The following is a 17,735-nucleotide window of genomic DNA, read 5'->3' as shown; positions in this document are numbered from 1 at the left end:
GTTAATGTGAGTGATGCTCATGTTTAAAAGATGATAGATCCTCATGTTTTGCCGTCAAGCCGCCAAAGCGAATTCCCCGACGTGTGGCATCTGTTATTGGGCGTAGGGAGTGGCGATGCTAAGGTGAGTACATGTCACGTTATTGATCGGGAATTCGCTCGTGCGCAAAAAGCCCTCTGAAACCCTCGAACAGCCTGCTGCGCAAGCGGTTCGACGCAATCCCACGCAACAGCGCAGCCGCGAGCGTCAGGAGCGGATTCTGGCGATGGCCACTCAATTGATCGCGGACAAGGGCAGCGACCAACTCAAGATGAGTGAAATAGCCGAGCGCTCCGAGATCTCGATTGGTTCCCTATATCAGTATTTTCCCGACAAGAGTTCCGTGATCCGTACGCTGGCCGAGCGCTACAACGCTGAAAGCCGCCGTTGCATTGAAGAGGCAATGGATGCCGTCGAGGATGCCCGGGGTTTGCACGCCGCCTATTCGCAGCTGCTCGATCAGTATTACGAGATCGTGATGGCGACACCGGTGATGCGTGACATCTGGTCCGGCATGCAAGCCGACAAGCAGTTGTTGCAGCTTGAACTGGGGGAGAGCCGGGTTGCCGGAGCGCTGCTGTCCCAGGCCATGCTTCGCGTCTATCCCGACTGCGACGAACAGCAGGTCGAGGAGTCCGCGTTTTTGATCTGGCACCTAGGGGAGGCGACCATGCGGTTGGCGGTCACTTGTGCACCCGATGAGGGGCGAGCGCTGGTCGAGGCGTTCAAGCGCATGTCCCTGCGCGAGATCATGGAGCCCGCGCGCAGGAACATCGACTCGCCGTAAAAGCCTGGCGGTTGTTTCAGTTTCCCTAAACGAAGGGTTGGCCGCCAAAGCCACGGGGCAGTCGTTGCAGGCCAGCCATCGCGGTCAGTCGCTCGGTCCAGGCTGAACGCCAGTTATTGGCGGTGAGCATGGCTTTGGCTTTGCGTGCTGCGCGGCGGGCAGCGTTGCGTTCGGTCTTGCGTGCTTCTTTGTAGGCGTCGGTGTTTCGGCAACTTCTGCACTTCACCCGATTGAGTTCGCGGGTCGATACGAGGTTATTGCCGTGGTGACCGCAGGCCAGGTGCCCGCTGACTTTGAAATGAGTGACCATTGGAACGTCTCCTTCGTGACGTGTGAGCGGTTGACTCCACGTGAGCGGGGACGTTCGATTGGTTTTGCGCAACAAAAAATCCCGACGCCAGGCCGGGTTGTAAGAAAGGATGGAAATGCAACAGGCAGCCAACGGTTCGGGGACGTCACTGTCACCGATCATGCTGCCCGGATCGGGCCTGTCCTCGCACCGCAAATCCGTGACGGATCATCTGAACCGAGGCAGAGGCCGGTCGACAGGTTTGAGAGACGACAGCGTGTGCCGGATCAGCGGCGTGTCCTTCTCGATATCGTTCAGGCGATCACGAATTCTGAGGGCGGTGGGGTGTCCGCCTTGATGATCGACCCAGTCGGCGATTTCCTTGCAGGCCGCTGCCAGGCGAGCCTGACGGGAGTCCAGCAAGGTGAGCAGGGTGGTGATGGACTCTTTTTCGGACATGGGAGACACCTCCGTTCAAGAAACCTGGGTGTGGCAGCAAAAAGCCCGCCTGGGGCGAGCTTTCTGCCGAAAGGGTTACTGATCCTTCAACTATTTCAGTATAGACCCGTTAAAAAATGGTGACGCTCGTCAACTTTGTCGGGCTGTCACTTGTGATTTAGCGTTCAACTGGCGGCAAACACGCAGGGCGTCCTCTTCAGCCTCGTAGCCATCACCGATAAAGCCTTGGGTGCGGGTATCGGCGATGCGGTACCAGACCGCGGCATCCGGTGGCAGGTGGTCAACCTCACCTTCACGGCGGCCATGGATGATGATCTTGTTGCAACGCTTCACAACGAAAATGTCTTCCATGGCGTCTCCGCAGCGGATTCGTGTTCAGTTCAACTATAGAAGTCATTGCTGATCGTGCAAAAAATAGGCAGGTCAATTCGTCGGTTCAGGCGCTGGCCTCTGCCCGGTGCAGTCGTGCCGGCGGATTTACGCCAGCACCGCGACCGCTTTTATTTGTGCCCAGAGTGGCTGGCCAGGATGGACGTTCAGTTGATCACGGGAATAACGCGTGATCCGCGCAAGCAGTGGCGTGCCGGCGGCGTCCAGGCGAATCAGCACATGGGCGGCGTTATCGGCGTTCATTTCACTGACCACGGTGACCGGCAGGCGATTGAGAATGCTGCTATGCCCGGCATTGTCCAGGCTCAGGCTCACATCCCGCGCCTGGACCTTGCAGCGCAGTGCCTGGCCCACGTCCATTGGCGTATGAGGCACACGAATGTCGAGGTTGGTGTCGGGCAGTTGCAGGCTGAGCAATTGATAGCCGGCGTCATAGGCGCTGACGCGACCTTCGATCACCACGCCAGCGTCGTCCCCCATTGCCAGCGGCAAGTCGAGGCGTGCCAGGGTCTGGCCGATCGGACCGCTGGCCAGTGCCTTGCCGTTGTTGAGCAACACGATATGGTCGGCTAGCCGCGCGACTTCATCCTGGGAGTGACTGACGTACAGCACCGGGATGTCGAGTTCGTCGTGCAGGCGTTGCAAGTAGGGCAGGATTTCACTTTTGCGTTGGGCATCCAGCGCCGCCAGTGGCTCATCCATCAACAACAGTTTCGGGCTGGTGAGCAGCGCGCGGGCGATGCCGACGCGCTGTCGCTCACCGCCTGAAAGATGTTGTGGGTGCCGGTCCAGTAAATGGCCGATGCCCAGCAACTCAGTGGCGTGGGCCATGTCGACCCGACGCTGCGGCTTGGGAATGCGCTTGAGGCCGAACTCCAGATTGGCCAGCACCGACAGATGCGGAAACAGGCTGGCTTCCTGGAACACGTAGCCGAGCGCGCGTTTGTGCGGCGCGACGAAAACCCTGTTGTCGCTGTCTTGCCAGACTTCATCGTTGACCTGGATAAAGCCTTGATCGGCCCGTTCCAGGCCGGCGATGCAGCGCAGGCAAGTGGTCTTGCCCGAGCCGGAGTGGCCGTAAAGTGCCGTGACGCCACGGCCCGGCAGCTGCAGGTCGACGTCCAGGGCGAAGCCTGAATAACGTAGTTTCAGACGCATTTGAATCATCGATCAGCTCCAGCCCGCTTTGGTTTTACGGCTGGAATACAGCGCCAGCAGGACGACAAACGAGAACACCAGCATCGCCCCGGCCAGCCAATGGGCCTGGGCATATTCCATGGCTTCGACGTGATCGTAGATCTGCACCGAGACCACGCGGGTCTTCTCGGGAATGTTGCCGCCGATCATCAGCACCACGCCGAACTCACCGACGGTGTGGGCGAAACCGAGAATGGCCGCGGTAATGAAACCGGGGCGGGCCAGGGGCAGCGTCACGCTGAAAAAGGTGTCCCAGGGATTGGCCCGTAATGTCGCAGCCACTTCGAGCGGGCGCGTGCCAATCGCGGAAAAAGCGTTTTGCAGCGGCTGGACCACAAACGGCATCGAATACAACACCGAACCAATGACCAGCCCCGCAAAACTGAACGTGAGGGTGCCAAGGCCGAGTGACTGGCTGAGCTGGCCAATGAACCCGTGAGGGCCGAGCGCCAGCAACAGATAAAAACCGATCACTGTCGGTGGCAGCACCAGGGGCAGGGCGACAATCGCCCCGACCGGACCGCGCAGCCAGGAACGGGTGCGCGACAGCCATAGCGCAATCGGAGTGCCGACAATCAGCAGGATGACGGTCGTCAGGGACGCCAGTTTCAGGGTCAGCCAGATGGCGGAAAAATCGGCACTCGATAGCGACATTTAGATTTCGTAACCGTAGGACTTGATGACAGCGGCCGCTTTCGGCCCCTTGAGATAGTCAACCAGTGCCTTGGCGGCCGGGTTGTCCTTGCCCTTGTTGAGAATCACCGCGTCCTGTTTGATCGGGTCGTGCAGGCTGGCGGGAACGATCCAGGCCGAGCCGCTGGTGATCTTGCCGTCCTTGTAGATCTGCGACAGGGCGACAAAACCCAGCTCGGCGTTGCCGGTGGAGACGAACTGGTAGGCCTGGGTGATGTTCTGGCCTTCAACGATCTTGTCCTTGACCTTGTCGGTCAGACCTTCCCTGGCCAACACCTGGGTCGCCGCCAGGCCATAAGGCGCGGCTTTTGGGTTGGCGATGGACAGGTGCTGATAGGCGTTCTTTTTCAGTACATCGCCCTTGGCATCGACGTAACCTTCCTTGGCCGACCACAGCGCCAGGGTACCGACCGCGTAGGTGAAGCGCGAACCCTTGACGGAGTCGCCTTCGGCTTCAAGTTTTTTCGGGGTGCTGTCGTCTGCCGAGAGGAACACTTCGAACGGCGCGCCGTTTTTGATCTGGGTGTAGAACTGGCCGGTGGCACCAAAGGAGGTGACCAGCTTATGCCCGGTGTCTTTCTCGAAATCAGCGGCGATAGCCTGGATGGGCGCGGTGAAGTTGGCGGCGACAGCCACCTGGACTTCGTCCGCCTGGGCTGAGCCGAAGGCGAATACGGCGAGAAGGCTCGCCAGGCAGGTCGGGGCAAAACGTGAGGCACGAATGGTCATGAAACGGCTCCGTTAAAGGCAATTGCGGCAGGGGTAAATCGTTATGTACATAAATATATAGCGAATTGCCTTTGAACGGAATGTGTCGCCGTGAAATTGTATACAATTTTAACGAAACTGATGCTCAGGGGCGACCTAGCAGCCTCGCTAATCCTTCTTCAGCCAGTTTTCGAGTCAGTGCCTCGCTGGTCAATTCGACCCCGAGGGTAAAGGCCTGACCGGCCCAGAGGTTGCTGAAGCCCGCTTCACCTTTGGCCCGCAACGGCATCAGCGCGCCACCGGCAAGGGGGAAGGCCGGGGCCTTGGCGCTCATGGGGCCCAGCTCACGCATCACCCGATTGAGGATGCCCCGGGCCGGGCGACCGGTGAACACGTTGGTGACGGCCGTCTCGCTTTCCCTGGCGGTGCGCAAGGCTTTGTGATGGGACGGGCTGACCTTGGCTTCAGGCGTGAACAGGTACGCCGTACCCACCTGTACCGCCGAAGCGCCGAGCATGAAGGCGGCGGCGACGCCTCGGGCGTCAGCGATGCCGCCAGCGGCAATCACCGGCACTTTCACCGCATCGACGACTTGGGGCACCAAGGCGAAAGTCCCCACCTGACTGCTCAGGTCATCGCTGAGAAACATCCCGCGATGGCCCCCGGCCTCGTAGCCCATGGCAATGATTGCATCGCAGCCATGCTGCTCAAGCCACACCGCTTCTGCGACGGTGGTGGCCGAGGACAGTACCTTCGCACCGGTGGCCTTGACCCGGTCGAGCAGGGATTTTTCCGGCAGGCCAAAGTGAAAACTCACCACTTCAGGGCGAAACGCTTCGACCACTTCGCAGGCCGCGTTATCGAACGGCGCCCGGTTGGACACTGGCGTCGGCGCATCGAAGTCGATACCGAGCTCCTGGTAGTAGGGTTGCAGCAGGTTTTTCCAGTCCTGTGCGCGTTGCTCGTCAGGGGCTGGAGGCTGATGGCAGAAGAAGTTGACGTTGATCGGGCGCTGGGTGTGTTGGCGGATGGTTTTCAGCTCTTCGCGCAGTTGATCCGTGCTGAGCATTGCCGCTGGCATCGAGCCCAACCCGCCGGCATTGCAGGTGGCAATCACCATGGACGAGTTGGTGGCACCGGCCATCGGCCCCTGAATGATCGGCAGTTCGATCCCGAGCAGGTCAAGAATGCGGGTATCTGGCCATTGGTTCATGTGCTGTGTTCTCCGACGTTGGATCCGGGCAGGGACGGTAGAGCAGGATTTGTAACGCAACGACTGGCGCAAGGCCAGTCGTCATTTCAGCGGGGCCGGTTTTCTTCAGCATCGGTGGAAGGAGTGATCCATAAACCGGGAAGAATCGTGAAAACTGTTGAAGCGATCATTGCCGAAGGAGCGGGCATCGTACTCGCGGTCGGTTTTTTGTCCTTCGGATCGCTCTGGCCCGTCAGCAGGTCAACCTGGCGACCCGATTGGCTTAAAGTCGAGTACGGCGATCCGTTGTCATGTGCTATTTCAATTGCACTACCACCATCAGACTGATCCCATTGAGAGGCTGTAATGTTCAAAGGTATTTTGATCGACAAAGACGACAGCGGTTACCGGGCCACGCTGCAAGAGATCCAGGACGATCGGTTACCCGAGGGCGATGTCACGGTGCGCGTTGCCTACAGCACGCTGAACTTCAAGGATGGCCTGGCGATCACCGGCAGCAGTCCGGTGGTGCGCAAATTCCCGATGGTGCCGGGTATCGACCTGGCCGGTGTCGTCGAAGTCAGCGGGCATCCGGACTACAAGGTTGGTGACGCAGTATTGCTCAATGGCTGGGGTGTGGGCGAAGGGCATTGGGGCGGATTGGCGCAGAAGGCGCGCCTGAACGGTGACTGGCTGATTCCGCTGCCCAAGGCGTTTACCGCTGCCCAGGCGATGGCCATCGGTACTGCAGGCTACACGGCCATGCTGTGCATCCTGGCGCTGGAGCACAACGGCGTGACGCCCGGGCAGGGCGAAATTCTGGTGACCGGCGCCAACGGTGGCGTCGGCAGTTTCGCCATCGCCTTGCTGAGCAGGCTCGGCTACCGGGTGGTCGCATCCACCGGACGTACCTCGGAGCACGACTACCTGAAGCAACTGGGCGCCGGCGAAATCATTGATCGCGCCACATTGTCCGAGCCGGGCAAGCCGTTGGCCAAGGAGCGCTGGGCGGCCGTCATCGACTCGGTCGGCAGCCACACCCTGGCCAACGCGTGCGCCAGCACCAAGGCCAATGGCACCGTCGCGGCCTGCGGCTTGGCCCAGGGCATGGACTTTCCGGCATCCGTTGCACCGTTCATCTTGCGTGGCGTGACCCTGGCCGGCATCAACAGCGTGACCCAGCCCAAAGCCAAACGCCTGGAGGCCTGGAGTCGCCTGGCCCGGGATCTGGACTTCAACCTGTTGCCGCTGATCAGTCGCGAAATCGGCTTGAGCGAAGCCATCGAAGCCGCGCCGCGCTTGCTGGCCGGGCAGTTGCGCGGGCGCGTGGTGGTGGATGTGAACCGCTGATCACTGCGACTCGCGTTCCAGCAACTGGCGTTTGCGCTCGACACCCCAGCGATAGCCCGACAGATTGCCATCGCTGCGCACCACGCGATGGCAAGGGATCGCCACGGCCAGGCTGTTCGCACCGCAGGCCTGAGCCACGGCGCGAACGGCTTTTGGTTGACCGATGCGCTGGGCTACATCGGCGTAGCTGGCCGTGCTGCCCACGGGAATCTCCCGCAGCGCTTGCCAGACACGCTCCTGAAACGCCGTGCCGCGTACGTCCAGCGGCAAATCAAGGCCGATGGCCGGCGCCTCGATAAAGCCGACGACCCTGGCAATCAATTGCTCGAATTCATGATCGGCGCCTATCAGGTTGGCGCGGCGGAATTTGTCTTGCAGATCGCAGACCAGTTGGTGCGGATCATCGCCCAGCAGAATCGCGCAGACCCCGCGTTCACTCTGCGCCACCAGAATCGCTCCCAGCGAACACTGTCCGACAGCAAAACGAATGTCGTTGTTTTGACCGGCCGCGCGGTAGTCCCCGGGTTTCATTCCGAGCAGTTGGTCTGCCGCTTCATAAAACCGGCTGTTGGAGTTGAAGCCGGCGTCATACAGGGCATCGGTCACCGAGCCGCCGTCCGCCAGTTGCTCGCGTACCTTGCGTGAACGATGAGCATCGGCGTAGCCCTTGGGCGTCAGGCCGGTGACGGCTTTGAACACGCGATGGAAGTGGAAGCTGCTCAGGCCCGCCGCCTCGGCCAATTCGCCCAGGGCGGGCAGCGTTTGCGCGCTTTCGATCTGGTGGCAAGCAGCGGCCACGGTGGCGGCATGTTGCGCGGCGAGTTCGCTCTGATCCTTTGTCGCGCGTTTGCTCGGACGATAACCCGCGGCCCGGGCCTGTTCGGCGCTATCGAAGAATTCGACATTGTGGGGTTTGGGCAAGCGCGCGAGGCTGCTGGGATTACAGTAAATGCCAGTGGTCTTCACGGCATAGACAAACTGCCCGTCAGCCTTGGGATCGCGCGCGACCACGGCGGCCCAGCGCGGATCGTTTTCGATGGTGATCTTGGTCGATTGGGTTGTCATGGCGTCACGTCCATTGAGGGGTTGCCTGCACATTAACCATGGGGCAATTCCCACACACTCCGGTGCTTGCGGTCAAATTCGAAGTCTTTATCTGGCGGTACGGAACGTGAAGTTGATGCGTTGCTCGCCCAGCTTCGGATGATGGCCGTCCTTGATCGGCAACACGCCGTGATAACGCAGGCGATCTACGCCACCCCAGACCACGATGTCACCATGGAACAGGGGAACGCGCTGATTTTTGTCGCTACGTGCAAAGCCGCCGAACAGGAACATCGCCGGCAACCCCAGGGATACCGAAACGATGGGGGCGTCGTAGGAATGTTCGTCTTTGTCTTGATGCAATGACATTTTTGCCCCGGGAATGTAGCGGTTGATCAGGCAGGAATCCGGTGCAAAATCGGCGAAACCCGCTGCCTGCGCCGCCGCTTGTGCCAGTTGGAAAAACACCTCGGGCATCATTGGCCAGGGCCGACCGGTTTGTGGATCGTCGCGGGTGTACCGATAACCACTGCGGTCAGTGGTCCAGCCGAATTGACCACAACTGCTCAGGGCGACCGACATGGTGAAACCGCCGGGTGTGACCATCTGCCGAAACGGCGCGGCCACCAGCACCGCCTCCAGGGCAGGCAGCAAGCGTTCCAGCCAGGGCAGGGCGAAGCCTCTGAGCACGTAGGACTGTTCACCAATCTGCTCGCGCCAGGGCTGTTGCTCGGGTTCTGCATCGGCAAACAGATCGAAAGTCAGCGGGTTCATGGGTTCATGACGCATCGTGAAAGATGATTCCAAGGGTATGCCGTTTGCCGCTGTGCAGGCGACTCACGCCGTGACGCAGGGTCACGCGGTAGTAACCGCGAGTCCCTTTGACCGGCCGTTGGTTGACTGCAAAGATCAACCCGTCACCTTGCTTCAGGCCGATGACCATTGGGCGTGACTGCATGCGCGGGCGCTGTTCAGTCAGGACAAATTCGCCGCCGGTGAAGTCTTCATCGGGGTCTGACAGCAGGATCGCCACTTGCAGCGGGAAAACGTGCTCACCGTATAAATCCTGATGTAAACAGTTGTAGTCCTGCGGGCCATATTGCAGCAACAAGGGGGTCGGACGGTTCTGACCAGCGGCATGACAGCGTTCGAGGAAGGCTGGAAGGGTTTCAGGAAAGCGGATCGGCAAGCCCATCTGTTCATGCCAGCGATTGGCGATGGGCACCAGTCGTGGGTAGAGCGCGCCGCGCAAGCGGGCCACAAGTTCCGGCAACGGGTAGCTGAAATACTTGTACTCGCCTCGGCCGAACCCGTGGCGAGCCATCACCACGTGGGAGCGAAACAGCTCGGTTCGGGGGTACAGGGCGCTGACCAGCTCGCAAGCCTTGTGGCTCAACAGCGACGGGATGACGGCGTAGCCGTCCTGATCAAGTTGCTGCTCCAGCCGGGGCCAGTCCAGCCTGTCCAGATATTGCTCGCTCATTGCCGGGCCTCTTGTTGTTGAGGTGGCCAGTCTGCAAGGCAAGGACGAAGCTGGCACTCCGGTGCTTGCGGTCGAACTGCGAGTGGGAGCTGACGTCCATTGTCGCTCCGGATCGTGTTACAGCGCTTTGCTGACGCTGATTTCGCTGATGACGTCGTCCTGTCCATGAATGGCATCCAGCGCCGCCTTGGCTTCTTCCGGGGTGCCGTTTTCAAGCTGGGCAAACTCGAAGCGGCGCTCACCGTTGAGTTTGTATTTGATGACGTACTTGGTCGTTTGGGCCACGGTTGTATCTGCCTGTCTTGTGTTTCGGGTTCGCTGATCAGCTCAGTTTCGTGCTGGAACGGCGAATGATTTTGATCGAGTGCGTCAGGGTGGGTTTGCGCGTCACGCTGATAGCGCGGCGGTTGACGGTGTCGATCGTGATGTTCCAGAAGCCGGTGCTAGGGGCCGTGATGCGGGCCGGAAACGTGTCGAATGCACCGCCGTGATAGGTGTGACGACCGCCATTCTTGAAGCTGCGGAAGTTGGCGTCGTTCATCAAACGGATGTTGCACATTTGGGAGCATTGAATGACGACAATGTCGTCTTCATTGAGGTGCTCGCGCTGATGGATAAATTTCATGAGGCGCCTCCAGAAGGGCTTTTTCTACAAAATCAAAACGATAGCATGGGCGATTGGCGCAGTTTATCAGCCCGAACGCCTTATTATCCGGCCGCTTTGACAATTAAAAACGCTTATTTCACGTTTGATGAGCGATAAAGCAGTTTGTCTCGGAGAAAAATCGCAGTTGCGCTGTCCGAGGGTCTTTATCGGAGGTTTGGTATGAAGTGGGGTTTGTGGTTGTTGCCGATGGCATTGACGATCAGTGGTTGTGCGAACGTCTCGGACATCGACGAGTCCTTGCCGACGATGAACGTGATTTCTGGCAAGAAGCCCCATGAATACGCACAATGCCTGAGCGAAAAACTGGCTGAGAGCCGTGGCGCCTTGCAGATCCAGCCGCACAAGGATGGTTTGCGCGTGATCGTGCCGCTCAAGTTTTCCGCGGGGCCGTCTGCCGTGTTTGACATTGAAGAACGCTCTGGCGGCAGCAGCATCAAGCTGCACGAGAGCATGTCCAATGTCCCGGTGCGGCCAAAGGATGTACAGAATGCCGCCAACGAGTGCATTTCCGGCTGATAGACTATCGACCATCAGCACCGATGCCGCCAAAGCCCTGCTTTGGCGGCATCGTTATTTCTGGAGTCGAATATGAAGCGAGAGCAGGTCCGGGAGCGCCATGCAGAGGGTTTAATCTCTGCCACCCATGTGATTCAGAATCCGGCGGAGCTGGGGGAATGGATCGTGTTTTTCAAGAAAAGTGCCGGGCGCAGCTATTTCCTGGTGGATGATAACGATGAGGTCGAGTCCTTCAGCCGCCTTGATGATCTGATCGATACCGTGCGCGGGCTCGGAATCAAATTCGCCGAAATCCATATGTAGGGCGCGGCGCCTTACTTGCAGATCACCACGACGTTACGGCTCTTGTAGTTACCGACGTCGGCGCCGAGAGTCTTTTCGCTCTCCTTGAGCGAGGGGGTGCCATCGGTTCCGACGATCTTGTAGCCGCTGCCTGCGCAGGACGCATCGGCCTTTTCGTAGCACGCAGCCCAGGAGTTGGCTTCCCCGGAGCAGTCGATCGATAGACCTTGCTCTCCGTTGGCCAGGTAGGTCTGTTCCGACGTTGCGCAGCCGCTCAGGGCCAATACCGTTAGCAAAGGCAAAATTTTATTCATGGCTTGATCATCGTCAGGGGGGTGGGCTAAGGCTGAGACAGCGTTCCAGGCAAAAGGTTATAGCCAAAGGCCACTTCTTTTTCGTTATTCATAAAAAAGCCCTGCGCCATGGCAGGGCTTTTCCCGTCGGGCGTCGATCAGCTCTTGTCCTTGCCGCGGCGCTTGGGTTCCGGGTGCTCAAGCTCCAGCACCGAGGCCACTTCGATTGCCAAGGCTTCGGAAGGGAAAGGTCCGGCGATATTTTCACCGGCGACACTGGCCACCCACCATTGACCGTCTTTCTCCTGATTGATCAGGAATCCGTTGACGCTTTTTACTGCCGACATCTATTTGCCTCGTTGTCTGGTTCAATCGCGGCATGATACCGCCAAACGCACTCAACGGGTGTCGATGGGCGTATGGTGGTTCGTTCCGGGCGGTCAAGCCGTGCAATTGCGCAAGTCTCTGCTATGAATAAGGGCTTGCGCAGTGACCTGCGCACTCCCGCAGGGAACTATCGGCAAGTTTATTTCTCTATGTTGGCATCGGTTAGCCAGCGCGGGGGCATTGTAAGGTGCACGCCGCCTGATTAGACTGCGCCGAAACTCGTACACGCACAGCCCTTACAAGGACTTATATGATCAAGAAATGCTTGTTCCCAGCAGCCGGTTACGGTACTCGCTTCCTGCCAGCGACTAAAGCCATGCCCAAAGAAATGCTGCCGGTGGTGAACAAGCCACTGATCCAGTACGGCGTTGAAGAAGCACTGGACGCTGGCTTGAACGAAATCTCCATCGTCACCGGTCGCGGCAAGCGCGCCCTGGAAGACCACTTCGACATCAGCTACGAGCTGGAAAACCAGATCAAGGGCACCGACAAGGAGAAATACCTGGTCGGCATCCGTCGCCTGTTGGATGAGTGCTCGTTCTCCTACACTCGCCAGACTGAAATGAAAGGTTTGGGTCATGCGATCCTGACCGGTCGTCCACTGATCGGCGACGAGCCGTTCGCCGTGGTGTTGGCGGATGACCTGTGCGTCAACCTGGAAGGTGACGGCGTACTGAAGCAGATGGTCAAGCTGTACAAGCAGTATCGCTGCACCATCGTCGCGATCATGGAAGTCGACCCGCAAGAAACCAGCAAGTACGGTGTGATTGCCGGCGACCTGATTGGTGACGACCTGTACCGCGTGCGCAACATGGTCGAGAAGCCAAAGCCGGAAGATGCCCCGTCGAACCTGGCGATCATCGGTCGTTACATCATGACGCCGGACATCTTCAGCCTGATCGAACAAACCGACCCAGGCAAAGGTGGCGAGATCCAGATCACTGACGCCCTGATGAAACAGGCGCAGGACGGTTGCGTGATTGCCTACAAGTTCAAGGGCAAGCGTTTCGACTGCGGTGGCGCTGAAGGCTACATCGACGCGACCAACTTCTGCTTCGAGAACTTCTACAAGACGGGTAAGGCTTACTGATAACTGGAAAAGTTTACTTAATTTTGTGTTAAAACACAGAAATGGATAAAAAAGGACCCCGACATCGCTCGGGGTCCTTGCTTTTGTATCGCGGTAAGATATGCCTGCGTCTGAAACGCATTTGTGCTAGTTGTGTAAGCAGAGCATCTACTTTATATATCTAGACCTAGATTGCACCGAACTCTGTCGAGCGCCAGACGCCACTTGCTGTGGCAATGAGATTGTCACTTGCTCGAAGTTCACCGGAGACGAAAACCAAATTGCCGGTAATCTTATTGACTCTAGCGGTCCCGACTACCCAGTCGCCAACTTTTGCCCCAGCAACAAAATCGGTGTGTAAACTAACTGTGATGCATGGTTTGTTGCCAATTGCGTGAAAAGCGGTGCCACCCAGAGTATGATCGAGAAAAGTCATTATCATTCCTCCATGCAGACGCTCCAGCGAATTCAAATGTTTGGAATCTATTTGAAACTTGAATGACCAAACGTTTGCCTCGTTCTTGTGTAATAGAGGGCCAACCGTTTGTTCAAAGCTTTCATAGGGAAATAGTTGGGGGAACAGTTCGTAACCGTCACCGTCTTTGTTAGGGATTTTCGAGAGTGAATCCATGATTACCTCAATGTTGTTTTTCGATTGTAAGGTGAGGTGAGCGTTTATCCATCACTCGTCTCCATAGTGGTGGAAAAAGTGCAACCATTGCCATGGTGAAGTATCCATAAGGCATAACAAGTGCTGTGGGTTGTTGCTTCAAGTCATGGAAGGGCTTGGTAGGATGAATATGGTGATCTGAATGATGTCCCAAGTTAAATAATGCATAGTTGGTCAGTGAATAATTGTCCCAGGAGCTTGAGTAGTCTGGCTTGCAATTGTCTTCTCGATTTAGGCCGTAGTGCTGAATGTAATTCACTGTTTCAAGTATAAATATAGCAATGACGCCCTGAGCTATAAATGCAGCAAGCGCAATTGGCCCAAGAAGAATAAATACGGCTATGTAAATAAGGCTCTGAATAATCCATAGAGTCATGGCGCGGTTGTGGATCGGATGATACTTATGGCTTGAGAGTATTGCAGAACGGGCGCATTCTCTTTTCCACATAGATAAACCACCTAAAAAAATTGATTGAGTGTAAAAATTATATAGAGATTGGCCATATTGCGCTGTTGAGTGGTCACGCTCTGTTGCTACGTTTGGATGATGGCTGTACAAATGCTGCAATTTGAAGTGAGGGTAGCTCGTTAGAAACATGAGTATTGAACCTAAATGCCTATGCATAGGAGCTCGTCTATGAAACATTTCATGAGCTAGAACAACTCCGACGATCCCTGTTGTCAATCCGCATGCGTAGATTAGTGCGATTTTTTCGAGTGTCGTAAACTTCCCGTCTGGAATGATAATTATCGTGGCGGCTACTGTGGTAATGACGGCTACAAAGGTGACTCGAGCAATTAACTCTGGAATTTTCGCTAAATTGGAGCCATTATTTGATGCGATGAGTGGTCTGCCTAATACTTCGACAACAGGATAAATTACAACGCCAAGAACTATAGTGGTATAGACCCAATTGCCTCCGTTCCATAAACCTAACCCGACAGACAAGGGGTGGAGCAAGGCAAGGCAATATGCTAAATCACGAATCATTAAATTGACTCCACAAGCATACCCACCGGGGTAAAGGGGGTGACCTTATAAGGTAAATCAGCAATATTAATAATAAATTTCATTTCTTGGATACTATAGGCCCGTCTGTGCGATGCTATTCCATCACTGATGAAGTTTCTGGAGTAGAAGGGTGAGAGAAATTGTACCAAGGTAGGTCCATAAAAAGTTCGTCGTAGATCAAAGATTATTACCTTCTTGGAAATTCTCTTAAGCTCCTGAAGTAGTCTTATGACTGTGCTCGCTGGAAAGTGGTGCAGTGCCTGGCAGTTCAGTGCGACATCAAATTTTAGGTCCGAGAAGGTAAGGTCAGTTGCATCTGCAATAAGCCATTCAATATTCATATGTCCGAATTCTGTTTTATTCGTCTCTATGTGGCGCTCTGAAATATCACTACCTACGGCATGAATGTAAAATTCACCTTGGTTGACTTGTGATGTTATATTTCTGAGTAACCAGCAACTTCCTCCGCAAACCTCAATTACCGATGTGCTGCCACCTACTTGCGCTCGTAAATTTTTTAGGACGAGACTGGTGAGTTTCCGCTGGAGCCCAGATGCATTTGCAAACGCTTCCAAATCTCTGACAACCTCGGCCGCTGATTCACTTTCAGGGAATAAGTCAAGAATCTCCGGCTTTTCCTGATAGATCAGTCTGTCAACAAAACCCAAGTGTTGTTGACGATATGTGGCGAACTGGTCTTCAAATGAATTCATGTGACTAGCTTCTCTGCTGTAACGCGGTTTGCAAAAGCTCGACTTTCTTTCGCCGCTGACGAATCGCTCTCATCGTCTTTTGTTGGTGAAAATATCGATTGGCACGCTCCTTTAGGTAGAATGCAGCCGAACTCTCACTTGTTCGGTAGTACATGATCCAGTCGTCGATGTCATCGCACCCCATCATATGGAGCGGGGGATGATCAATTGGAACCAAGCCAAAATCGACAAAGTATCTAAGTGTTTGATATCGAGTAATCCCGACTATGAAGTCGAAATTGTCATTGATCGCTCGCGTTGCAGCGTCTCGGAGTAGAATGCCAATTGCAATATTGCCGCGGAAGTTTGGCGTTAAGACTACATTGGTTGCTTCAAGAAGCCTTGGCCTGTGTCCGATATCGGGCAGATACCGAAAATAAGGATTTGCCTCGGAGTAAAAGCTCTCGCATAAACCAAGCGTCCCCTCCATCTTGTTGTCAAAGAAAAGGCCGAAGCACCGAGTATTTGGTCCAGGCAGAATTGATGGTTTGAAAAAGCCGAGCGACTCGTAGGACTGCCTGATTATCTCTTCGTACTGATACATTAAGGTATGATCTGATCGATCAATTTCCCAAATCGAGTAATTTTGCAGGTCATAAAGATCTTTCATGCTATTTCTCCAATCTGAGCACTACTTCAATGCAGAGTTTAGAGTTGGTCGGTCAACTGCATCCGCCGTCAATACGTCATTGAATAACTGGCCGTAGAGACGGAACGTCATGCGGCGTGCGTGCACTACGTAATCCACTTCATCATCATGAATGAGCTCGATCGCCTCGACTGCCTCCTGTAGATGTTTCGCATCGAATCCTCCATGACTGCGCAAAAAAGTCACCGCGTTACTTGGTATCCCGTACTGCTCCATCATGACATTCGCGAACATAGTGCCGAAATCGGCTCCTAGCCCTTCGGTTGCCGTGGCGACTCCAAGGATGCCAATGGGATTGCCATATGTTGCCATGTAATAGTTCTGCGTAATCAAGCCCCAAGCGCCTGCGGAAGGCTGGGAATCGAGAAAGTAATCTGAATGAAGGCCAATATTTTTTAGATCCTTGATACAGAAGAGGTCGTGGCCATTTTCCTCTAGGATCTGTTCAAAAAACCAGTTGCGAAGCTCCCGACGATCATCGCTCAGACGCGCTCCGCCCAAGGCCAGCATTCGTGATGTATGGCGTACCAAGTGATATGTCTCGCGAAGGTAGGCTGCGTAATGGGTTTCGGTCATGCCGCCACTCGTTACAACTTTCAACAGTGGGTTGGTTTCAACGAACTGTTTATATTCGTTCTTCGTCTTCTCTACGATGAAATCAAACTTGTGCATGTTGACTCTCCTTGCGATTGGAGTCCGACGGTAATCGCGCTCTTGTCAGCACTAAAATAGGAAAAATGTACCAGTGATCCAGAGATGGAGGTCTGTTATCCACGTCTGTCTACGAGTAGCCCCCATCCCGCGTACCTCTTCTCGCTATTTCGAGCTAAAGTTCTCGGTGCGGCAGGGCAAGAAAGCTTGGTCGGCGAATTCCGGCTGGCAAATTATTGTTCAAGCTGAAAGGATTAATTTGTTACAAGTTTTTTTTGACGTGTCATGTTGGGGTGTTATCTTGGGTTTGTCGCTCTAATTAGGTCGTTTATTAAGTGTCGTAATCAAAACAAAAAAGAGTCTAATGTATGACGCATCCATTGCCTGGAAGTGTACTTGATCACGCGATATGCGTATTAGATTGTTCGCCTCCACCATTTGGGGCGACTCGAGGAAGGGGGCGTAGTTGCTGGGACTTTCTCCGGTTTTTTCAACGACTCACCAATCAAACCGTTAGATACGAAGCGTCTTTTTTCGGATATGGTGTGATCCATGCTCTCGGTGTGTCGCTGGATCGCGAAATTACCCATAATCTGCCCCTATCATACCGAAGAGGTATCAGAACGACTGCAGGAGGCGTGCAAAGCCCTCCGCTGTCGTCTTGGTTTGCTTCGGGTAGGCCATTGCTAGTAAAAGCACCTGTAAAGCCAAGTTCAGCATGGGAAGAGAATTTTGTTGCGCATGGGTACAGGAATATGGCTATTCATGGCTTTTTTGATAAAGAAGCCGGAACAATCTCAGCGTTTGGATTTTACAACTATATCTCTGGAAGTGATGATAAAGTCGTGGACTTTCTCATTGCTAGTGCTGCACTTACTCATTCTGCATTACATGAACTCCCTCAAACCATTGAGCGTGAATTTCATCTGGTGGACGGTAAGGAGTTGGCGGCCCTGACCGGGCGAGAAGAGGAGGTTGTCTACTGGGTAAGTCAAGGTAAAACTAACGCAGACATAGCGCTCATCCTTGGGATTAGTTCAAATACAGTTAGAAATCATCTGTACAACGCATCGGAAAAGCTGTCTGCAAGCAATAGAATGGAACTTGTTTCTTTTATGGCTCAACGCTTTACCTCTTAACGATTTAGATTCGGAGA

At 55.3% G+C, this 17,735-nt stretch carries 26 protein-coding genes; 6 read left to right on the top strand and 20 right to left on the bottom strand.

Annotated features, from left to right (window positions below):
* The first annotated feature begins 160 nt into the window (after positions 1-160).
* Positions 161-826 (top strand): TetR/AcrR family transcriptional regulator, encoded by a 666-nt coding sequence (locus tag WHX55_RS16090; protein WP_353740783.1) that lies wholly within the window; start codon positions 161-163, stop codon positions 824-826.
* Between the two features lie 25 nt (positions 827-851).
* On the opposite strand, the gene WHX55_RS16085 is transcribed toward WHX55_RS16090, so the two are convergent.
* The 8 genes from WHX55_RS16085 to WHX55_RS16050 form a co-directional block, all read right to left on the bottom strand.
* Positions 852-1,136 (bottom strand): hypothetical protein, encoded by a 285-nt coding sequence (locus tag WHX55_RS16085; protein WP_150723675.1) that lies wholly within the window; start codon positions 1,134-1,136, stop codon positions 852-854.
* A 207-nt stretch (positions 1,137-1,343) separates the two neighbouring features.
* Positions 1,344-1,574 (bottom strand): hypothetical protein, encoded by a 231-nt coding sequence (locus tag WHX55_RS16080; RefSeq protein WP_057714650.1) that lies wholly within the window; start codon positions 1,572-1,574, stop codon positions 1,344-1,346.
* Positions 1,575-1,703: 129 nt separating this feature from the next.
* The gene (locus WHX55_RS16075; protein WP_353740782.1) at positions 1,704-1,925 is read right to left on the bottom strand and encodes a hypothetical protein; all 222 of its coding nucleotides are present in this window, start codon (positions 1,923-1,925) and stop codon (positions 1,704-1,706) included.
* Positions 1,926-2,051: 126 nt separating this feature from the next.
* Entirely contained in the window at positions 2,052-3,131 is a 1,080-nt protein-coding gene (gene modC, locus WHX55_RS16070) for a molybdenum ABC transporter ATP-binding protein (RefSeq protein WP_353740781.1), read from the bottom strand.
* 3 nt (positions 3,132-3,134) lie between these two features.
* The gene (gene modB, locus WHX55_RS16065) at positions 3,135-3,815 is read right to left on the bottom strand and encodes a molybdate ABC transporter permease subunit (RefSeq protein WP_150757017.1); all 681 of its coding nucleotides are present in this window, start codon (positions 3,813-3,815) and stop codon (positions 3,135-3,137) included.
* The gene (gene modA / locus WHX55_RS16060; protein ID WP_353740780.1) at positions 3,816-4,583 is read right to left on the bottom strand and encodes a molybdate ABC transporter substrate-binding protein; all 768 of its coding nucleotides are present in this window, start codon (positions 4,581-4,583) and stop codon (positions 3,816-3,818) included.
* Between the two features lie 124 nt (positions 4,584-4,707).
* The gene (locus WHX55_RS16055; protein WP_353740779.1) at positions 4,708-5,775 is read right to left on the bottom strand and encodes a nitronate monooxygenase; all 1,068 of its coding nucleotides are present in this window, start codon (positions 5,773-5,775) and stop codon (positions 4,708-4,710) included.
* A gap of 86 nt (positions 5,776-5,861) precedes the next feature.
* Entirely contained in the window at positions 5,862-6,128 is a 267-nt protein-coding gene (locus WHX55_RS16050; RefSeq protein ID WP_353740778.1) for a hypothetical protein, read from the bottom strand.
* Here WHX55_RS16050 and WHX55_RS16045 point away from each other — a divergent pair.
* Complete coding sequence (locus WHX55_RS16045) at positions 6,121-7,104, top strand: MDR family oxidoreductase (RefSeq protein WP_150723681.1); 984 nt, start codon at positions 6,121-6,123, stop codon at positions 7,102-7,104. The two genes, WHX55_RS16050 and WHX55_RS16045, sit on opposite strands and share 8 nt — an antisense overlap.
* On the opposite strand, the gene ada is transcribed toward WHX55_RS16045, so the two are convergent.
* The 5 genes from ada to WHX55_RS16020 form a co-directional block, all read right to left on the bottom strand.
* A complete protein-coding gene (ada, locus tag WHX55_RS16040; protein WP_353740777.1) occupies positions 7,105-8,169 on the bottom strand; it encodes a bifunctional DNA-binding transcriptional regulator/O6-methylguanine-DNA methyltransferase Ada in 1,065 nt (354 codons plus the stop codon).
* Positions 8,170-8,256: 87 nt separating this feature from the next.
* The gene (gene alkB, locus WHX55_RS16035) at positions 8,257-8,937 is read right to left on the bottom strand and encodes a DNA oxidative demethylase AlkB (RefSeq protein WP_353740776.1); all 681 of its coding nucleotides are present in this window, start codon (positions 8,935-8,937) and stop codon (positions 8,257-8,259) included.
* Positions 8,927-9,631 carry a 2OG-Fe(II) oxygenase gene (locus WHX55_RS16030; protein ID WP_150757022.1) on the bottom strand — a complete coding sequence of 235 codons (705 nt, stop codon included), beginning with the start codon at positions 9,629-9,631 and terminating at the stop codon, positions 8,927-8,929. The genes alkB and WHX55_RS16030 overlap by 11 nt, the downstream gene beginning before the upstream one ends.
* A 117-nt stretch (positions 9,632-9,748) precedes the next feature.
* The gene (locus WHX55_RS16025) at positions 9,749-9,916 is read right to left on the bottom strand and encodes a hypothetical protein (protein ID WP_191624874.1); all 168 of its coding nucleotides are present in this window, start codon (positions 9,914-9,916) and stop codon (positions 9,749-9,751) included.
* 37 nt (positions 9,917-9,953) lie between these two features.
* On the bottom strand, positions 9,954-10,256 hold the full coding sequence (locus WHX55_RS16020) for a DUF1883 domain-containing protein (RefSeq protein WP_007912251.1): 303 nt from the start codon (positions 10,254-10,256) through the stop codon (positions 9,954-9,956).
* 201 nt (positions 10,257-10,457) lie between these two features.
* Here WHX55_RS16020 and WHX55_RS16015 point away from each other — a divergent pair, with 201 nt between their 5' ends.
* Both WHX55_RS16015 and WHX55_RS16010 read left to right on the top strand, forming a co-directional pair.
* On the top strand, positions 10,458-10,814 hold the full coding sequence (locus WHX55_RS16015) for a hypothetical protein (RefSeq protein ID WP_150723685.1): 357 nt from the start codon (positions 10,458-10,460) through the stop codon (positions 10,812-10,814).
* Between the two features lie 72 nt (positions 10,815-10,886).
* Positions 10,887-11,117 carry a hypothetical protein gene (locus WHX55_RS16010; RefSeq protein ID WP_008053025.1) on the top strand — a complete coding sequence of 77 codons (231 nt, stop codon included), beginning with the start codon at positions 10,887-10,889 and terminating at the stop codon, positions 11,115-11,117.
* Positions 11,118-11,128: 11 nt separating this feature from the next.
* Here WHX55_RS16010 and WHX55_RS16005 read toward each other — a convergent pair whose 3' ends face one another.
* Together WHX55_RS16005 and WHX55_RS16000 are read right to left on the bottom strand one after the other, a co-directional pair.
* Positions 11,129-11,410: a hypothetical protein gene (locus tag WHX55_RS16005; protein ID WP_223448371.1), complete on the bottom strand. Its 282-nt coding sequence runs from the start codon at positions 11,408-11,410 to the stop codon at positions 11,129-11,131.
* Between the two features lie 137 nt (positions 11,411-11,547).
* Positions 11,548-11,736: a hypothetical protein gene (locus WHX55_RS16000; protein WP_007985505.1), complete on the bottom strand. Its 189-nt coding sequence runs from the start codon at positions 11,734-11,736 to the stop codon at positions 11,548-11,550.
* A 290-nt stretch (positions 11,737-12,026) separates the two neighbouring features.
* Between WHX55_RS16000 and galU the strand changes: the two genes are divergently transcribed.
* Positions 12,027-12,866, top strand: coding sequence for a UTP--glucose-1-phosphate uridylyltransferase GalU (galU, locus tag WHX55_RS15995; protein WP_093220174.1), 840 nt, complete (start codon positions 12,027-12,029; stop codon positions 12,864-12,866).
* 166 nt (positions 12,867-13,032) lie between these two features.
* Here galU and WHX55_RS15990 read toward each other — a convergent pair whose 3' ends face one another.
* From WHX55_RS15990 to WHX55_RS15970, 5 genes are read right to left on the bottom strand one after another with little or no spacing between them, the layout of a single operon-like run.
* A complete protein-coding gene (locus WHX55_RS15990) occupies positions 13,033-13,476 on the bottom strand; it encodes a PaaI family thioesterase (RefSeq protein WP_150723687.1) in 444 nt (147 codons plus the stop codon).
* A gap of 7 nt (positions 13,477-13,483) precedes the next feature.
* Complete coding sequence (locus WHX55_RS15985) at positions 13,484-14,506, bottom strand: alkane 1-monooxygenase (RefSeq protein WP_353740775.1); 1,023 nt, start codon at positions 14,504-14,506, stop codon at positions 13,484-13,486.
* Positions 14,506-15,240 (bottom strand): class I SAM-dependent methyltransferase, encoded by a 735-nt coding sequence (locus WHX55_RS15980; protein WP_150723689.1) that lies wholly within the window; start codon positions 15,238-15,240, stop codon positions 14,506-14,508. The genes WHX55_RS15985 and WHX55_RS15980 overlap by 1 nt, the downstream gene beginning before the upstream one ends.
* A gap of 4 nt (positions 15,241-15,244) precedes the next feature.
* Positions 15,245-15,889, bottom strand: coding sequence for a hypothetical protein (locus tag WHX55_RS15975; protein WP_353740774.1), 645 nt, complete (start codon positions 15,887-15,889; stop codon positions 15,245-15,247).
* 21 nt (positions 15,890-15,910) lie between these two features.
* Positions 15,911-16,600, bottom strand: a complete 690-nt coding sequence (locus WHX55_RS15970) for an iron-containing redox enzyme family protein (protein ID WP_353740773.1) — start codon at positions 16,598-16,600, stop codon at positions 15,911-15,913.
* A 347-nt stretch (positions 16,601-16,947) separates the two neighbouring features.
* Here WHX55_RS15970 and WHX55_RS15965 point away from each other — a divergent pair, with 347 nt between their 5' ends.
* Complete coding sequence (locus WHX55_RS15965) at positions 16,948-17,718, top strand: LuxR C-terminal-related transcriptional regulator (protein WP_224789642.1); 771 nt, start codon at positions 16,948-16,950, stop codon at positions 17,716-17,718.
* Positions 17,719-17,735: the final 17 nt, after the last annotated feature.

Origin of the sequence: Pseudomonas fluorescens (assembly GCF_040448305.1) — a bacterium.
In the GTDB taxonomy this organism is placed as follows: Bacteria; Pseudomonadota; Gammaproteobacteria; order Pseudomonadales; family Pseudomonadaceae; genus Aquipseudomonas; species Aquipseudomonas fluorescens_BH.
The sequence above is the reverse complement of the archived record's forward strand: the minus strand, read 5'-3'. Positions and strand labels throughout refer to the sequence as shown.

Excerpts from the sequence above, each read along its gene's own strand:
- WHX55_RS16085 (WP_150723675.1), bottom strand. The coding sequence starts at position 1,136 with ATGGTCACTCATTTCAAAGTCAGCGGGCACCTGGCCTGCGGTCACCAC.
- WHX55_RS16080 (WP_057714650.1), bottom strand. The coding sequence starts at position 1,574 with ATGTCCGAAAAAGAGTCCATCACCACCCTGCTCACCTTGCTGGACTCC.
- WHX55_RS16075 (WP_353740782.1), bottom strand. The coding sequence starts at position 1,925 with ATGGAAGACATTTTCGTTGTGAAGCGTTGCAACAAGATCATCATCCAT.
- modC (WP_353740781.1), bottom strand. The coding sequence starts at position 3,131 with ATGATTCAAATGCGTCTGAAACTACGTTATTCAGGCTTCGCCCTGGAC.
- modB (WP_150757017.1), bottom strand. The coding sequence starts at position 3,815 with ATGTCGCTATCGAGTGCCGATTTTTCCGCCATCTGGCTGACCCTGAAA.
- modA (WP_353740780.1), bottom strand. The coding sequence starts at position 4,583 with ATGACCATTCGTGCCTCACGTTTTGCCCCGACCTGCCTGGCGAGCCTT.
- WHX55_RS16055 (WP_353740779.1), bottom strand. The coding sequence starts at position 5,775 with ATGAACCAATGGCCAGATACCCGCATTCTTGACCTGCTCGGGATCGAA.
- WHX55_RS16045 (WP_150723681.1), top strand. The coding sequence starts at position 6,121 with ATGTTCAAAGGTATTTTGATCGACAAAGACGACAGCGGTTACCGGGCC.
- ada (WP_353740777.1), bottom strand. The coding sequence starts at position 8,169 with ATGACAACCCAATCGACCAAGATCACCATCGAAAACGATCCGCGCTGG.
- alkB (WP_353740776.1), bottom strand. The coding sequence starts at position 8,937 with ATGCGTCATGAACCCATGAACCCGCTGACTTTCGATCTGTTTGCCGAT.
- WHX55_RS16030 (WP_150757022.1), bottom strand. The coding sequence starts at position 9,631 with ATGAGCGAGCAATATCTGGACAGGCTGGACTGGCCCCGGCTGGAGCAG.
- WHX55_RS16020 (WP_007912251.1), bottom strand. The coding sequence starts at position 10,256 with ATGAAATTTATCCATCAGCGCGAGCACCTCAATGAAGACGACATTGTC.
- WHX55_RS16015 (WP_150723685.1), top strand. The coding sequence starts at position 10,458 with ATGAAGTGGGGTTTGTGGTTGTTGCCGATGGCATTGACGATCAGTGGT.
- WHX55_RS16010 (WP_008053025.1), top strand. The coding sequence starts at position 10,887 with ATGAAGCGAGAGCAGGTCCGGGAGCGCCATGCAGAGGGTTTAATCTCT.
- WHX55_RS16005 (WP_223448371.1), bottom strand. The coding sequence starts at position 11,410 with ATGAATAAAATTTTGCCTTTGCTAACGGTATTGGCCCTGAGCGGCTGC.
- WHX55_RS16000 (WP_007985505.1), bottom strand. The coding sequence starts at position 11,736 with ATGTCGGCAGTAAAAAGCGTCAACGGATTCCTGATCAATCAGGAGAAA.
- galU (WP_093220174.1), top strand. The coding sequence starts at position 12,027 with ATGATCAAGAAATGCTTGTTCCCAGCAGCCGGTTACGGTACTCGCTTC.
- WHX55_RS15990 (WP_150723687.1), bottom strand. The coding sequence starts at position 13,476 with ATGGATTCACTCTCGAAAATCCCTAACAAAGACGGTGACGGTTACGAA.
- WHX55_RS15985 (WP_353740775.1), bottom strand. The coding sequence starts at position 14,506 with ATGATTCGTGATTTAGCATATTGCCTTGCCTTGCTCCACCCCTTGTCT.
- WHX55_RS15980 (WP_150723689.1), bottom strand. The coding sequence starts at position 15,240 with ATGAATTCATTTGAAGACCAGTTCGCCACATATCGTCAACAACACTTG.
- WHX55_RS15975 (WP_353740774.1), bottom strand. The coding sequence starts at position 15,889 with ATGAAAGATCTTTATGACCTGCAAAATTACTCGATTTGGGAAATTGAT.
- WHX55_RS15970 (WP_353740773.1), bottom strand. The coding sequence starts at position 16,600 with ATGCACAAGTTTGATTTCATCGTAGAGAAGACGAAGAACGAATATAAA.
- WHX55_RS15965 (WP_224789642.1), top strand. The coding sequence starts at position 16,948 with ATGACGCATCCATTGCCTGGAAGTGTACTTGATCACGCGATATGCGTA.